This is a genomic window from Hymenobacter ruber (assembly GCF_054783255.1).
Window position 1 is genome coordinate 2,233,809 of sequence record NZ_BAAGQX010000004.1, and the last position, 15,571, is coordinate 2,249,379.

The window sequence follows — 15,571 nt, forward strand, 5'->3', positions numbered from 1 at the left end:
GGCGCTCAGCAGGACGTGCTGTTTCGTCGTTCAATCAACTGGTTACGCTGCTACCGCCTCACGTTCAGCGCGCTTGGCCGCGTGCGCCATGGCGGCCTCGCGTACCCAGGCGCCCTCCTCGTGCGCCTTCACGCGCGCTCCAAGACGGTCGCGGTTGCAGAGGCCGTTGCCTTTCACCACGGCCCAGAACTCGTCCCAGTTCACCTCGCCAAAGTCGTAGGCCTGGCGGGCATCATTCCACTTCACTTTTTCGTCCGGCACGGTCAGGCCCAGGAATTCGGCCTGGGGCACCATCATGTCCACGAATTTCTGGCGCAGTTCGTCGTTGGTGAAGCGCTTGATGCGCCAGTTCATGCTCTGCGCGGTGTTGGGCGAGTCTTCGTCTTTGGGGCCGAACATCATCAATGTGGGCCACCACCAGCGGTTCAGGGCTTCCTGGGCCATGGCTTTTTGCTCGGGTGCACCTTCGCACAGCGTCTGCATTATTTCAAAACCCTGGCGTTGGTGGAAGCTTTCTTCCTTGCACACGCGCACCATGGCGCGGGCGTAGGGGCCGTAGGACGTGCGGCACAGCGGTACCTGGTTCAGAATGGCCGCGCCATCCACCAGCCAGCCCACGCAGCCCATATCGGCCCAGCTTAGCGTGGGGTAGTTAAAAATGCTGGAATACTTGGCTTTACCTGAATGCAGGTCGGCCAGCATCTGGTCGCGGGTGGTGCCCAGCGTTTCGGCCGCGCTGTAGAGGTAGAGGCCGTGGCCCGCCTCGTCCTGCACTTTCGAAAGCAGAATGGATTTGCGCTTGAGCGAAGGCGCCCGCGTAATCCAATTACCTTCCGGTAGCATGCCAACCAACTCTGAATGAGCATGTTGTGATATCTGCCGAATCAACGTTTTGCGGTAGGCATCGGGCATCCAGTCCTTAGGCTCGATGCGCACGTCGGCATCAATACGGGCCTGAAACTGCTCTTCCTGGGTCATTTCTAACGTTTCCATGCGCTTTCAACAAAGCTTAACTAACAATCGTTAGTTAAAAGTAAGAAATATTATCGGCTGCTACTGGTCAAAATCAACTGCTACCGTTTCGGTGGTAGGGCGGGCCTGGCAGGTCAGCACGTAGCCTTTCGCCACCTCGGTGTCCGACAGCGAGTAGTTTACGTCCATTTCCACCTGCCCGGCCGTCACGCGGGCGCGGCAGGTGCTGCACATACCGTTTTTGCAGGAATAAGGCGCATCCACGCCGGTTTCCAGCAGCGCATCCAGGATGGTGTTGCCATAGTACGACATCTCCAGCACGCGGGTATTGCCGTCGAGTTGCACCGTCACGCGGCTGTGCTTGTCGTCCTCGCCCACGGGCGGAAGCTTGGGTTTGGCCGCACCGCCCGCCCCGGCATTCGCAGAGCCAAACATCTCAAAGTGAATCTTCTCAGGTGCTACGCCGGCGTCAGTAAGCGCGGCGCGGACACCGTTAATCATGTCCTCCGGTCCGCAGATGAAGCACTCATCAACCTGGGCGGCGGGTACAATCTTGGTCAGGAATTCAGCCGCCTTGGCCTGGTCAATGCGGCCGAACAGCAAGTCCGATTCTCCCTTCTCGCGACTCAGCACATGGTACACGCTGATGCGATTCAGAAAACGGTTTTTCAAGGCCTCAATGCCTTCCTTGAAGATGATGGAATTGCGCCCCCGGTTGCCATACACTAATGTTACCTGGCTGGCCGGTTCGGTCAGCAGCACGGTTTTGATGATGCTGAATACCGGCGTGATGCCGCTGCCCGCCGCGAAAAACAGATAATGCTTGGCATGCTCCGGGTGCAGCGGCGTGTGGAAGTGCCCGGCGGGGGACATCACATCCAACTCCTCGCCTACCCGCAAAGCATCCACCGCCAATGACGAAAAGCGGCCCTCCGGCACCTTCTTGATGGCTACCTGCCACTCGCCTTCCAGCGGGCTGCTGCAAATGGAATAGGACCGCCGCAGCTCCTCGCCGTTGTGCTCGCGCCGAAACGTGAGGTACTGGCCCTGCGTGAAGGCAAACGTCTCACGCAGCTCGGCTGGCACATCCAGCGACACTACCACGCTGTCCGGGGTTTCCCGTTGAATGCGCTTGATTTTAACTTTATGGAAACGGCTCATTATTAGTTTTTTGCCAAGCCATTCAGCAGAATGGTCATGATATCTTCCTCCAATTGCTGCGCCGTAACGCCCCGGCCCGGCCGGTACCACAGCTCTACCCAGCGCACCGCCGACAGGATGGTAAACAACGCCACCGAGGCATTCACCGGCTGGAACTCGCCGGCCGCAATGCCGTTCTCAATCAGCGCCGCAAAACCCTTCTCGTATTGCTTACGGGCAGCCTTGAACTGCTCCAGCTTATTATCGGTCAGGTATTTCCAGTCATTATTGGCCACCGATACGGCCGCACCGTCTTCCAGCATCAGGTTGATGTGCCGACGCAGCAGTTCCTTTAGCTTGTCGCCGTTTGAGCCGGCCATCTGTTCCACCTCAGCCAGTTGCGCGATGTAGGTATTGGAAACGTGAAAGCAGAGGTGCTCCAGAATCTCATCTTTCGACTTGATGTGGTTGTACATGCTGGCGGCTTCCATACCCACTTCGCCCGCCAGGTCACGCATCGACGTACCACCGAAACCCTTCAGCTTGAATAGCTTAGCGGCTTCGTCCAGAATAATCTGGCGCTTATTCAGTTTCTTGCTCATGCGTTGAACAAACAAATGCCACTGATGCACACGAGCATCGTAGTCCCGCTGCAATGCAGCGCAAGTTGCTCAATATCAGAATTGAGAAGCATGAGACGTGGAGGCGGAGGTGGGAATTGGATAGCTCAAAGGTACGGCGGCCCTTTAAACTAACAAATGTTTGTTATTGCTAACCATCCGGCCCTGCTGCCCTGGATTCACGATTAACGCCGACATTTTGAACCACCTTCGCATTTCGGGACCAGTCAATCAGCCCCCTCCTATTTCACACAATATTAATGGCTCATGTTTCGTCATTTTATTAGTCTCATTATCAATCCAGTGAGTAAGCACTTACAGATAGTGAGCTAACACTCATTTTACAACAAATAATCTTCTCTACCTTTGTCCCGCTGCCGAACAACATCTCACCCGTTTGCCAGGCAGCCAAATTCCCACGTTCTGTTTAACCAGATGAACTCCCACCCCGTCTGGCAACATTTGCTGAAAATGACGTTGCCTTCGTGCTAGAAGGTTCCAACAACGAGTTTATCAGCCTATTACAGCCGGCTAAGTCGAACTATTTCGATTTAGCCGGCTGTACCTTTTGGGGATAATTCGATTTGACGGAGTATCAATCCGCCTAGCCGGCGTTACTTTACCTGAAACACGTATTTTCCTTTGTCCGGAGCAGTTTTGATTCGGGTCCTCATCATCTTCATCCGGTCTGGCCAATGACCAGTCATTCTAAAATCGAACAAACGGCCCTGCAGCTCTTCGGTGAGCGCGGGTACGACAACACCTCCACCCTGCTCATCGCAAAGACGGCCGGGGTTTCCGAGGCCCTGTTGTTCAAGTACTTCCTGAGCAAGGAAAAGCTGTTCGAGTACCTGATAAAGCAGGGCTTCCAGCGCATTGTGGAAGCCAACCGCGGCATTCTTGCCGAGAAAGACCCGCGGGCGCTGATTGAAAAAACCATCGACCTGCCCTACAAGCTGGTACACGACGAGCCCGACTTCTGGAAAGTGCAGGACAAGGAATTCAGCAAGCCGCTGGTGCAGAAATACTTCCAGCGCTTCATGAGCCCCATCGACAGCCTGTTGAAGCAGGCGTTTGAGCAGCTCGGTACCGATGACCCGGAGATGATGACGCTACGGCTGCTGCTGCTCATTCAAAGCCTGTGGCGCAACCTGCTGTATGAGCACGATGAAAGCCTGCTGCGCGTGGGCGAGCACCTCAAAAAAACCTATGTGCAGGGCCTGCCGCTACCCGGGTAAAAGGCGGCGCAAAGAAAAACGTGATTCGTGCCCGCATCAATCAATTGGTTGATTAATAGAATGTCTGGCATCAATTACTTCTAATTGAACGGGCTGCTGCCAAGGCAGGCGAGTGGCAGCTTCAGGTCGTTTACATCTACGGGCCCCAATTTTGCGTTGGTAAAAGTGCCGCCCACTTTTTTTGCCCATGCCCCATCACGCCGTCCACCGCTTGTTGCGCCCGCTGCTGGTTTGGCGGGCACGCCACATCAGCGAGCGGATGTACATGCTCATTCTGAGCGTGCTGGTGGGCGGGGCGGCGGGCCTGGCGGCAGTATTGCTCAAGAACGCGGTGCATTGGGGCCAGGAAATGCTGCGCATGGGCATCTCGGAGCCCAACCGGGTGTTTGCGCTTTCGGTGTACCCGGTTATCGGCATCATGCTTACTGTGCTATTTACCAAGTGGTTTCTGGGCGGGCAGCTGGGACGTGGCATCGCCCCGATTATATACAACACGGCCCGCGAGGGCAGCGTGGTGCCGCGCTCGAAACTGTATTCGCAGCTCATCACGGCTTTTTTTACGGTCACGTTTGGCGGCTCGGCGGGCACCGAGGCCCCGATTTCGGTTACGGGTTCGGCCATTGGCTCCAATGCGGGGCGGGTGCTGCACCTGGACCGGCGGCGGCGGCGCCTGCTTACGGGCTGCGGGGCAGCGGCGGGCGTGGCGGCCATCTTCAACTCGCCCATTGCGGGGGTGCTGTTTGCGGTCGAAACCATTCTGCTGGAGCTGCCGGCGCAATATTTTATCCCGCTGCTGATTTCATCGGCCACGGCTACGGTGATTTCGAAGGCGTTGTACGCGGGCCAGCCATTCGTGCTCATCACAACCAGCTGGCCGGTCGATGCGGTGCCGTTTTACGTGCTACTGGGGCTGTTTACGGCTTTTTTCTCGGTGTATATGATTCGGACCTACCATTGGTTCGACCATTTTTTTGAGCGCTGGCCGGGACTAAACTGGCGCAAGGTGCTCATTGCCGGGGCGGCGCTGGGCGGGCTCATTTTCCTGTTTCCGACGCTGTATGGCGAGGGCTACAACACGGTGGAGCTGTTGCTGCGCGGCCATGCCGAGAACATTACGGATGGCAGCATTTTCTCGGTTTATCAAGACAATAACCCGTGGCTGCTGCTGGTGCTAGTGCTGTTTAGTATGATGCTGAAGGTGGTGGCCACGAGTATCACGGTGGGCGGCGGCGGCAATGGCGGCATGTTTGGCTCGTCGCTGTTTGCGGGGGCGCTGGCGGGGTTCTTCTTCGCCCGGCTCATCAACCTGAGCGGGCTGGTGCACATTCCGGAGGTGCATTTTGTGGTGCTGGGCATGGCGGGCACGCTGGCGGGCGTGATTCACGCGCCGCTCACGGCAATTTTCCTCATTGCCGAGATTACCGGGGGGTATGCACTGTTTGTACCGCTGATGGTGGTTACGAGCAGCTCCTACCTGATTACTAAATACTTCGAGCCTTACTCGGTGTACACCCGCAAGCTGACGCTAAAAGGCGTGGACGTGTACGCCAACCGCGACCGCGGCCTGCTGGCCCAGCTAGACCCGCGCAAGCTGCTCGAAACCGATTTCATACCCGTGCGGCCCAAAACCACGCTGGGCGAGCTGGTGGAAATCTTTAGGCATTCCTCGCGCAACCTATTCCCAGTGGTGGCGGCCGGGGGGCGGCTGCTGGGCGTGGTTAGTCTTGACTCTGTGCGCGATGCGCTTTTTGATGATGCCCACTACGGCACCACCAGCGTGCGCGAGCTGATGAAGCCCGCTCCCGCCGTGGTAGGGCCAAATGATAACCTGGAACACACCCTGAGCCTGCTGGACCGGCACAATGCCTGGGCGCTGCCGGTGTGTGAGGAGGATGGCCGCTACTTGGGCTTCATCCTGAAATCAGCCATTCTGGCGCGCTACCGCAAGCAGCTTATTCAGGAGAGCGAGGCGTGAGTACGAAAACTGTGGCCATTGTGGGTGGCGGCCCGGCCGGCTTAATGGCGGCCCAGCGCTTAGCCGAGCGCGGCTGGAAAGTGCAGCTTTTTGAGGCGCAAGCCACTGTGGGGCGAAAGTTTCTGGTGGCCGGGCACGGCGGCTTCAACCTGAGCAATGCGGAGGATGCCGGGCCCTTTGCTGGGCGCTACGGAACGGAGAGCACCCGCTTCGGGGCTCTGCTGAAGAACTTTTCGGCTGCTGACCTCCGGGCCTGGGCGTCCGATTTGGGCATTGAAACCTTTGTGGGCACCAGTGGGCGCATCTTCCCTGTGGCGGCGCACAAGCCGGCCGATTTGCTGCGGGCCTGGCTGGGGCGGCTGCGCGAGCTGGGCGTTGGAATCAAGCCCCGCCACCGCTGGATGGGTTTTGTGGGGGCTTCGGGTTTGCGCATACGCGATGAAAGCGCCGGGGCCAGCCGCGAGTTCCTCATCGAACCTGCCGCTACGGTGCTGGCGCTGGGCGGCGCTAGCTGGGCCAAAACCGGCTCCGATGGCGCGTGGGTGCCGTTGCTACAAGAAATAGGTGTGCCGGTGGTGCCATTTGCCCCGGCCAACTGCGGGGCCGAAGTGGCGTGGTCGGCTTTCTTCCGGGAGAAAGTGGGACGCGCCCCGCTCAAGAACATTGCCCTGCGCGTGAACCACGGCCCGGCCGTGCGCGGCGAGCTTATGCTCACCGACTACGGCATAGAAGGCACTCCGGTGTACGCCCTCACCCTGCAGGTGCGGGCGGCGTTGGCAGCGGGTGGCCCAGCGGTGCTGCATCTCAACCTCAAGCCTGACCTTTCCCCGGCCGCGCTCCTCCAGAAGCTCCGGCAGCCGCGCGGGAAGGCCTCTTTCCCTGAGTTTCTGAAAAAGGCCCTGCATCTGGGGCCGCCGGTGCCCACTCTATTGCGCGAAGTAGCGCCCGAGGCAGCAGTAATAGAACCGGAAGCCCTGGCAGCGCTGCTTACGGCCGTGCCGCTCCCCGTCACGGACCTGCGCCCGTTGGATGAAGCCATTTCCACGGCAGGAGGCATCGCCTTCTCAGCAGTAGACGATAACCTGATGCTGCGGCAGCGGCCGGGCACCTTCGTAGCCGGCGAGATGCTAGACTGGGAAGCACCGACGGGCGGCTACCTGTTGCAAGGCTGCTTCAGCACCGGGGCGTGGGTGGCGCGAGCCATCAGCGAAGGTTGGCTTCCGGGCGCTAGCACGATGTAGAGACGCATAATTGCGTCTCATCATTGAGTTGAACGGAATCAGTTTGACGCACAACTACCCTACAACGAGACGCAAATATGCGTCTCTACAGCAAGCGGCCGTTAACGCAGACATCTTTTACAGCTTCGTTCTTACCCCGGCTTTTTCTTCGGCTTCGCGCAGGATTTCGCGGGCTTCGCCGAGCAAGCGGCGGCCGGGGTCCAGTTCGTCGCGGGCGATAAGGGCGAACAGCAGGAAAAACGAAACCAACGGCAGCAACCAGCCCAGCGCAAACCACAGCCAGAACGACCGGCCCCGGCTATGGGCGCAGTACCCGGTCAGAATCGGGATAAAAGAAATGGCCACCGCCATCACGAAAAGCATGTCGACGAAGAGCATAAGCTTGCGAGGATGGGGCGGTGAGGACTAAGCGGCTACCATGGCAGACGCGTACCGAAGATACGGCTTTTGGAGAAATGCCTGAAGCACTTGGGCAGGAAATTTGTTTCGGCGCACCACTATCCATCTTTTTTTTGCGTAGTTCGGGGCGAAGCCGGGGCCGCGACGGGTCCCGACCGTTCTGTATTTGCCCATGTGGGAACACCAAAGCCTGTTTCGCGTATCTGCCCAACTCTTTGCTGAGGGGGTTTTTAATCTCCTCGACCGCAGCCTGCGGCCCGAGGTTTTCCTGTTGGGATTTGCGTCGGCCAAGGAAGGCGATGAGCCCGATGCCGTGGTACTGGAGCCTACTTCGGTACGCTACTCGCCCGCCGATTTCCGAGAAGTAAAGCTCAAAGCCACAGCCCTGGAAGCCGACAAAGGCCCCCAGGGCTCGGTGTACCACCTGCATCCCAACGACCACGACCGGTTCGAGAAGCAGCACTGGTACGAGCTCATGTGCCAGGCCACTGAAACCACCCTGCAAAGCCTGACCACCAGCCGCCACGAAAGCCGCCGCTCGTTCTGCTCCACACCGGTGAGCCTGCAGGGCTACCTCGTGACGGTGGTGCTCCAGCTTTCAGCCGAGTGCTACGATAATTACTACGCCCTGCCCAAGCCCGGCTCGGGCCGCCCGGCCAACCTGCCCCACGCGGCCGTGCTGGAGTTTATGCACGACTGCACCCGCGCCCTGCGCGAGGCCGACACCGCCGACAACGACCAGCCCGTCCTCGACCGCGACTACAACGAAGTCCTCCGCTCGGCCGGCCGCCGCCTTATGCTGCGCGTGGCCCCCGCCGGCACCCACGGCCTCTACGACGCCTGCAACGGTGTAGCCGCCCTGCGCCACGAGGGCGACGAAGGCATCGGCACCATGCTGGTGAGCCGCCGCCAGCACCCCGCCGTGGTGCCCGTGCTCACCCTCGAAACGCCCGTGCCCATGCGCGACCACCGCTCCATCCGCAAGCTGCTGGAGCTGAGCGAAGGCCATACCGCCTTGATTTCGGATGCCTCGCACGTCTTCGGCCTGGGCCAGCTCGTGCCCGAGTCCGATTCCCAGTTTGAGCCGCTGGTCACGGTGCATTTCACCAACCACTACAGCTGGGAGGTGAGCCACGCCGGCCACGTCCTCATGCGCGTGGTGAGCAACACGCCGCGCCTGCCCCAGGGCCAGGTGGCGGCCGATAACTTCGCCCGCATCGTCCGCATCGTGTTTCCGGCCCTGGACCGTGACAGCATTGAATACCTCTGGGACCTGGCCCAGCAGGCCACCAGCCAACCCAACGGCACCATCCTGGTTATCACCACCGGGGCCGCCAACGAGGCCAAGCGCCTCACCCGCCAGAGTTTCCGCGTGGTGCCGCGCATCATGACGCCCTCCGTGCTGCGCCTCGTCACCAACATCGACGGGGCCGTGCTCATCGAGCCCAACGCCATGTGCCACGCCATCGGCGTCATCCTCGACGGCCTGGCCACCGAAAAAGGCGATTCCTCCCGGGGCTCCCGTTACAACGGTGCCCTCCGCTACGTGAATAGCAGCAAGTACCCCGTGCTGGCCGTGGTTGTGAGCGAGGACGGCTGGATTGATTTGCTTCCATCGTAACCAACAAGTCTGTCATCCTCATCTGGCGTCCGCGCAGCGAAGGACCTTCTCACGTTTGACGGCTTGTTCTGCGTGAGAAGGGCCTTCGCTGCGCGGACGCCAGATGAGGATGACAGACTTGTTTGCGCAAAAGCCGATTACCCGTTCACCGAGCCCATCATCGCCGCCGGGTACCGCAGGCCCGCAGCCGCCTTGCCCTTCGGCGCAATCTCATCCAGCTGCGCCAGCTCGTCCTTCGTCAGTTCTACTTCCAGCGCGCCCAGGTTTTCCTCCAGGTATTTCACGCGCTTGGTGCCGGGGATGGGCACAATGTCCTCGCTCTGGGCCAGCACCCAGGCTAGGGCCAGCTGGCTGGCGGTGCAGTGCTTCTGCTTCGCCAAATCATTGATGCGAGCTACCAAATCGAGGTTTTTCTGAAAGTTCTCGCCCTGGAAGCGGGGCGTGTGGCGGCGATAATCGTCCTCAGCCAGGTCCTCGAAGCGCTTGATTTGGCCCGTGAGAAAGCCCCGGCCCAGCGGCGAATACGGCACGAACCCCACCCCCAGCTCGCGCACGGTGGGCAGAATCTCGTCTTCCGGCTCGCGGCTCCAGAGCGAATACTCGGTTTGCAGCGCCGCGATGGGATGCACGGCCACGGCCCGGCGCACGGTGGCCGGCGCGGCCTCGCTCAGGCCCAGGAAGCGCACTTTGCCTTCCTCCACCAGCCGGCTCATAGCGCCCACGGTTTCCTCGATGGGCGTGGCGGGGTCCACGCGGTGCTGGTAGTATAGGTCAATATGGTCGGTGCCGAGGCGCTTGAGGCTGGCTTCGCAGGCCGACTTCACGTACTCGGGCCGGCCATTGATGCCGCGCTTGGTAGGGTCGTTCGGGTCGCGCTGAATGCCGAATTTGGTGGCCAATATGATGCCGTCGCGCTTGCCTTTGAAGGCGCGGCCCACCAGCTCCTCGTTTTTGTAGGGGCCGTACATGTCGGCTGTATCGAAGAACGTCACGCCCAGCTCCAGGGCGCGGTGCAGGGTGCGAGTGCTTTCGGCATCGTCCTGCCCGGCGTAGAAATCGGACATGCCCATGCAGCCCAGGCCCAGGGCCGATACAGTGAGGCCGGAGCGGCCCAGTTGGCGGGTTTTCATATGGTGGTTTGGTGGAGTGGTGAATTTAAATCTGTCATCCTGAGCAGAGCGAAGGACCTTATCACCGCTGCGCAGTTTGCTAGTATTCACAAAAGCAGTAGCCGTGATAAGGTCCTTCGCTACGCTCAGGATGACAAACCGGTTGACTCCGTCTTTTGATTTCGCGCTTTTTTCCGCGCTGCCGCCCCAACCTCCTTCGGTCTCGCCACGGCTTTCCTCGCTTACGCCCCGATGTTCCTCGGTCCCGCCACAGCTTCCCTCGCCTATGCCACGCGTTTCCTCGCCTACGCCACGCGTTTCCTCGGTCCCGCCCCAATTCTTCTCGGTCCCGCGCCACATTTCCGCGCTCCCGCCTCACCTTTCCCTCACGCCCGCCGGCCGTACCTTTGCCCCGTGAAAAGCTCCTTCAAAAACGCGCTCCGCGCCGCCGTAGTAGCCGCCGTGCCCCTGCTGGCCGCCTGCTCCTCGCCCAACAAGCCCATCGCCGAAAACGGGGCGGCCTCGCCCGCCAGCGCTGCCGAAATGGCCCTCATGAACCAGCACGACTCCCTGATGGCCCAAACCAGCCAACTCTACGAGCTCAAGGCCAAGCTCTCCGGTTACCATTCCGAAGCTCCCGCGCCCTACATCCACGGCCTGCTGGCCGTCGATAAGGCCATGATGAGCTGGATGCACCAGTACAAAGCCCCCGACACTACGGCCGCGCCCGCCACCCGCCTCGCCTATTTCCAGCAGCAAAAGCTGATTCTCGACGCCGTGCAGCGCCAGTACAAAGCCACCATCGACTCGGCCACCCGCTTCCACACCGAGCACCCCGCCGCCGGCGAAGTACAGGCCCCCGCTTCCAAATAACCCCGCCCCGCCCCATGTTCAACCGCCTGCTGTTGTGGCCCGCGCTGGCCGCCACCCTGCTCACCACCGCCTGCACCGAGCCGCCCAAGGAAACCGCCAAACTGCCCATCATGGGCGAGCGCGACGTGCAGCCCCGCGCCGACGGCGGCCCCGCCGATACCGTCTTCGCCACTGTGCCCCGGTTCCGCCTCGTCGACCAGGCCGGCCAGACGCTCACCAACCAAACCTTCGCCGGCCGCGCCTACATCGCCGATTTCTTCTTCGCTACCTGCCCCGGCATCTGCCCCAAAATGCAGGCCGAGCTGCTGAAGGTGTACGCCAAATACGGCCAGGACCCGCGCCTGACCATTCTTTCGCACACCATCGACCCGGCCCACGACAGCATTCCCGTCCTCAAGGACTACGCCCAGCGCCTCGGCATCACCGATGCCAACCGCTGGCACTTCGCCACCACCGGCGCCCACGGCGAGCCCACTGCCCGCGACACCGTTTTCCAGCTGGCCAAAGCCTATTTCACCGCCGCCCTCCCCGATAAGCAGGCTCCCGGCGGCTTCGCCCACAACGGCACCTTCGCCCTCGTGGATGACCAAGGCCACATCCGCGGCCTCTACGACAGCCTCAATCCCAAAGAAGTGCAGCGCCTGATGGCCGAAATCCCGGTGCTGTTGGCCGAGATTGATGGTCGCAAAAAGGGCGTAGCTGGGAAGTAACTTGAAATCGTCTGTCATCCTGAGCGCAGCGAAGGACCTTTTCACGCTGAAACGATTCGCAGTGACCTATAAATTGAAGCAAACGTGATAAGGTCCTTCGCTGCGCTCAGGATGACAGTCGTTTTTCATCAGTTGCGCGACAACTCACGCATGCCCATGCACCCCCATCCCCTGCACCTCCTCTCTGGCCTTTTGCTGCTCCTGCTCCTCCCCGGCTGCTTCAGCAACAACCGCCACCAAGGCGAAAAGCTCTATGCCCAGCACTGCGCCAGCTGCCACGGTGACCAGGGCCAGGGCCTGGCCCGCCTCATCCCGCCCCTGGCCGGGGCCGACTACCTGGTAGACCACCGTGCCGAGCTGGCCTGCCTGCTCCGCAACGGCCAAAGCGAAGTCATCGTCGTCAACGGCGTCGGCTACCACAACATCATGCCCAGCAACAAGGGCTTGAGCCCCGCCCAGCTCACCAACCTGCTCAACTACATCGAAAGCCATTGGGGCAACGAGGCCGCCCCCCGCACCATACGTGAGGTGCAGGCCGATATCGACAAGTGCCACTGAGGAGAAGCTGCAAAAGTCTGTCATCCTGAGCGGAGCGAAGGACCTTATCACGGCCGAACGGTTTGCAGTAACCTCAACCGACCCAGCCGTGACAAGGTCCTTCGCTCCGCTCAGGATGACAAACGATAGTTCTGTTTAACCCACAATCACCCCCATTCCACCCGCCCCAAACCCATTTTTCGCCGTAGATTGCACCTCAATCCACCAGCAACACTGAATTCTCCATGGGCCTGCTCGACTTCCTCAAAAACAAACCCGCCGACGAAAAGCCGGCCGCTCCTGCCACCCCCGCCACGTCCTCGGCCCCGGCCGAAAAGCCCGCCGGTGGCCCCCGTTACCAGGGTGCCAAATTCACGGCCCCGGTAGAGCCCGAGCCTGCCGTGCCCACCTTCCAGATGCCCGAGCCGGCGCCCCTGCCCTTCGAGCCCCAGAACGTGCTGGAGCAGCTCCTGCTGTTGGCCGCTACGGACGAAAACGCCCGCCCCGCCTTCTACCAGGCCCTGCTGCAGGAAGAAATCCTGATGATTCTGGCCCCCATGGAAGGCATCGGCACCGGCGAAGTGACCCTCGCCGAAGGCCAGGAAATCCAGCTCCAGATTCTTAACGACGGCAAGCTGCCCATCTTCTCCTCGCCCCCCCGCCTCACCGATGGCGGCGTCGACAACGGCCTGGTGAGCTACGTGCGCATCCCCGGCCACGCCTTTTTCAACATGGTGCAGGGCCAGGACTGCGTGCTGAACCCCTTCTCGCCCGCCGGCAAGCTCCTGCCGAAGGACGAGCTGGCCGCTCTGCTCAACGGCCAGCTCACCGGCCCGCTCTCGCCCGCCGGCGGCGACGCCCAGGTGATGCTCAGCCAGCCCGCTGAAGCCCCCCAGGCCGTGGCCGATGCCATTGCCGCCTGGGCTGCCACCCAGCCCCACATCGAAGCCGCCTACCTGGCCCAGATGCAGGTGGCCAGCAACCCCGATGTGCCCCGCCTGCTCCTCGCCTTCGTTAGCTCCAACCCCGACCCCAGCTTCATGCAGGACCTCGGCCCCGTGCTTGAAGGCAAAACCAATGTGTATCAGTTCGTGGATTTGATGCTGCTGGACATGAACTCGGAAGAGGGCGTGAACCCGTACTTCAAAACAATTGAGCCGTTTTATCAGAAAGGCTAATCATACCAAACCGGGTTTACACATGAACTGTCGCGTTCCGTTGCTGGCGTTTCTGAGTTCCTTGATGCTGCTCGCAAGCTGCGGCAAGAAGGATGCGGTTTCAAACCGATGCCCCGATTCGGCACGCTACAGCAATATCACCGACCCGGACTTGTACGTCTCACTGCCCAATGGCATTAGTCCCAACGGCGACGGGCGCAACGACCGTTTTTTTGTGGTTCCTCGCTCGAAATCGAACCCCCTAATCACGCCGACGTTCACCACGTTGCGGCTGCGTGTTACGCGCCCTGGCATTACCCAGCCCGTTTACGACAACCCCAACTACCGCAACGATTTTGATGGGCACGACTCGGCCGGGCAGGAATTGCCCGAAGGCGATTACCTCTGTGAAGTGACGCTGGATAATTATTCGCTGCGGGGTAATCTCAAGATTGTGCGAACATCCAAAGCCTGCTCCTGCATCCCGCTCGACTTGCTCGACCCCAATCTTGATGCCGGAAACTGTCCGTAGCCAATCATTTTCTTTGCTTACCTTGCCAAACGCCTCGAATTATGCAGATTCGAGGCGTTTTCCGTTTATGCCCGCTTCCATGAAACTCGCCGCCTTCCTAATCCTCGCGCCCTTCGCCTCCCTCGCCCAAAAGCCCGCCCCGCTCCTGCCGCCCGCCGACCCCACCATTCAAAAGCTGGTGGATGAAATCTCGGCCAAAAACCTGGAAGCTGATATCCGCAAGCTGGTTTCGTTCGGTACGCGCCACACCCTGAGCGACACGCAAAGCCCCACGCGCGGCATCGGCGCGGCCCGCAACTGGGTGCGCGACGAGTTTCTGAAATACAGCAAAGCCGGCGGCGGTAGAATGACCGTTGAGATGGACACTTTCACCGTGAAGCCCGACGGCCGCCGCATCAATAAGCCCGTGCTGATGGCCAACGTGCTGGCCACCCTGCCCGGCACCGACCCCACCGACACCCGCGTCATCCTCGTCAGCGGCCACATCGACTCGCGCGTTTCGGACGTGATGAACGCCACCGCCGACGCGCCCGGCGCCAACGACGACGGCTCGGGCACCGTGCTGGTGATGGAGCTGGCCCGCGTGCTGGCCGGCCAGAAGTTTCCGTGCACCCTCAAGTTCGTGGCCGTGCAGGGCGAAGAGCAGGGCCTCTACGGCTCCGGCCACCTGGCCGAACGCGCCAAAAAAGAAGGCTGGAACCTGATTGCGATGTTCAACAACGACATCGTGGGCAACTCCCACGGCTTCGACCCCGAAATCAGCGACGACAAGCACCTGCGCGTGTTCAGCGAAGGCGTGCCGGCCACCGAAACGCCCGACCAGGCCAAAATCCGCCGCCAACTCAGCTCCGAGAACGACGCGCCCAGCCGCCAGCTGGCCCGCTACGCGGCCCGCATGGCCCAGCTCTACGGCCACGGCCACCAGGTCACCATCGAGTACCGGCCCGACCGGTTCCTGCGCGGCGGCGACCACACGCCCTTCAACCAGCAGGGCTTCGCCGCCGTCCGCTTCACCGAGATGAACGAGGATTTCACCCACCAGCACCAGGACCTTCGCACTGAAAAAGGCCGCGCCTACGGCGACGTGACCGAAGGCGTGGACTTCGCCTACCTGCGCCGCAACGCCGGCGTGAACCTCGCCACCATGGCCGGCCTGGCCCTGGCCCCCGCCGCCCCCGCCAAAGTTGAAGTCCTCACCGCCAACCTCACCAACCGCACCGAGCTGCGCTGGCAGGCCCCCGCCGCCGGCCCCAAACCCAGCGGCTACGTGGTGCTGGTGCGCGAAACCAGCGCCCCGCAGTGGCAGCAACGCTTCCCGGTGTCGGGCACTACCGCCGACCTGCCCATCAGCAAGGATAATTTCATCTTCGGCGTGGCTTCTATCGATGCGGCCGGGCATGAGAGCGTGGCCGTGCTGCCGGTGGTGGGCCGATAGTTAATTTATTCT

At 61.0% G+C, this 15,571-nt stretch carries 15 protein-coding genes; 10 read left to right on the forward strand and 5 right to left on the reverse strand.

All coding sequences use genetic code 11. The features are described 5' to 3' along the window. Positions 1 to 42 precede the first annotated feature (42 nt). Genes paaA through ACYVM5_RS20115 form a run of 3 tightly spaced genes read right to left on the reverse strand, consistent with a single transcriptional unit; the run spans position 43 to position 2,714 of the window. Complete coding sequence (gene paaA / locus ACYVM5_RS20105; protein ID WP_460619867.1) at positions 43 to 993, reverse strand: 1,2-phenylacetyl-CoA epoxidase subunit PaaA; 951 nt, start codon at positions 991 to 993, stop codon at positions 43 to 45. Between the two features lie 60 nt (positions 994 to 1,053). After that, complete coding sequence (paaE, locus tag ACYVM5_RS20110) at positions 1,054 to 2,133, reverse strand: 1,2-phenylacetyl-CoA epoxidase subunit PaaE (protein WP_460619868.1); 1,080 nt, start codon at positions 2,131 to 2,133, stop codon at positions 1,054 to 1,056. A gap of 2 nt (positions 2,134 to 2,135) precedes the next feature. Further along, the gene (locus ACYVM5_RS20115; protein WP_198070351.1) at positions 2,136 to 2,714 is read right to left on the reverse strand and encodes a TetR/AcrR family transcriptional regulator; all 579 of its coding nucleotides are present in this window, start codon (positions 2,712 to 2,714) and stop codon (positions 2,136 to 2,138) included. 713 nt (positions 2,715 to 3,427) lie between these two features. Between ACYVM5_RS20115 and ACYVM5_RS20120 the strand changes: the two genes are divergently transcribed. From ACYVM5_RS20120 to ACYVM5_RS20130, 3 genes are all read left to right on the forward strand, one after another. Then, positions 3,428 to 3,970 carry a TetR/AcrR family transcriptional regulator gene (locus ACYVM5_RS20120; RefSeq protein ID WP_342295763.1) on the forward strand — a complete coding sequence of 181 codons (543 nt, stop codon included), beginning with the start codon at positions 3,428 to 3,430 and terminating at the stop codon, positions 3,968 to 3,970. A 187-nt stretch (positions 3,971 to 4,157) separates the two neighbouring features. Beyond that, entirely contained in the window at positions 4,158 to 5,945 is a 1,788-nt protein-coding gene (locus tag ACYVM5_RS20125) for a chloride channel protein (RefSeq protein ID WP_460619869.1), read from the forward strand. Further along, on the forward strand, positions 5,942 to 7,186 hold the full coding sequence (locus ACYVM5_RS20130) for a BaiN/RdsA family NAD(P)/FAD-dependent oxidoreductase (RefSeq protein ID WP_460619870.1): 1,245 nt from the start codon (positions 5,942 to 5,944) through the stop codon (positions 7,184 to 7,186). The genes ACYVM5_RS20125 and ACYVM5_RS20130 overlap by 4 nt, the downstream gene beginning before the upstream one ends. A 117-nt stretch (positions 7,187 to 7,303) precedes the next feature. On the opposite strand, the gene ACYVM5_RS20135 is transcribed toward ACYVM5_RS20130, so the two are convergent. Next, complete coding sequence (locus ACYVM5_RS20135; protein ID WP_460619871.1) at positions 7,304 to 7,564, reverse strand: hypothetical protein; 261 nt, start codon at positions 7,562 to 7,564, stop codon at positions 7,304 to 7,306. Positions 7,565 to 7,757: 193 nt separating this feature from the next. Between ACYVM5_RS20135 and ACYVM5_RS20140 the strand changes: the two genes are divergently transcribed. Continuing rightward, positions 7,758 to 9,206 (forward strand): diadenylate cyclase, encoded by a 1,449-nt coding sequence (locus tag ACYVM5_RS20140; protein WP_460619872.1) that lies wholly within the window; start codon positions 7,758 to 7,760, stop codon positions 9,204 to 9,206. A gap of 137 nt (positions 9,207 to 9,343) precedes the next feature. Here the strand turns inward: ACYVM5_RS20140 and ACYVM5_RS20145 are convergent, their stop codons facing one another. Next, the gene (locus ACYVM5_RS20145) at positions 9,344 to 10,336 is read right to left on the reverse strand and encodes an aldo/keto reductase (protein ID WP_460619873.1); all 993 of its coding nucleotides are present in this window, start codon (positions 10,334 to 10,336) and stop codon (positions 9,344 to 9,346) included. Positions 10,337 to 10,729: 393 nt separating this feature from the next. Between ACYVM5_RS20145 and ACYVM5_RS20150 the strand changes: the two genes are divergently transcribed. From ACYVM5_RS20150 to ACYVM5_RS20175, 6 genes are all read left to right on the forward strand, one after another. After that, positions 10,730 to 11,188, forward strand: a complete 459-nt coding sequence (locus tag ACYVM5_RS20150) for a hypothetical protein (protein WP_460619874.1) — start codon at positions 10,730 to 10,732, stop codon at positions 11,186 to 11,188. A gap of 14 nt (positions 11,189 to 11,202) precedes the next feature. After that, complete coding sequence (locus ACYVM5_RS20155) at positions 11,203 to 11,898, forward strand: SCO family protein (RefSeq protein ID WP_460619875.1); 696 nt, start codon at positions 11,203 to 11,205, stop codon at positions 11,896 to 11,898. Positions 11,899 to 12,090: 192 nt separating this feature from the next. Continuing rightward, positions 12,091 to 12,456, forward strand: a complete 366-nt coding sequence (locus ACYVM5_RS20160; protein WP_460619876.1) for a c-type cytochrome — start codon at positions 12,091 to 12,093, stop codon at positions 12,454 to 12,456. Positions 12,457 to 12,680: 224 nt separating this feature from the next. Then, on the forward strand, positions 12,681 to 13,613 hold the full coding sequence (locus ACYVM5_RS20165; RefSeq protein ID WP_460619877.1) for an enhanced serine sensitivity protein SseB C-terminal domain-containing protein: 933 nt from the start codon (positions 12,681 to 12,683) through the stop codon (positions 13,611 to 13,613). Positions 13,614 to 13,635: 22 nt separating this feature from the next. Then, positions 13,636 to 14,124, forward strand: a complete 489-nt coding sequence (locus tag ACYVM5_RS20170) for a T9SS type B sorting domain-containing protein (protein ID WP_460619878.1) — start codon at positions 13,636 to 13,638, stop codon at positions 14,122 to 14,124. A gap of 79 nt (positions 14,125 to 14,203) precedes the next feature. Continuing rightward, on the forward strand, positions 14,204 to 15,559 hold the full coding sequence (locus tag ACYVM5_RS20175) for a zinc-binding metallopeptidase family protein (protein WP_460619879.1): 1,356 nt from the start codon (positions 14,204 to 14,206) through the stop codon (positions 15,557 to 15,559). Positions 15,560 to 15,571: the final 12 nt, after the last annotated feature.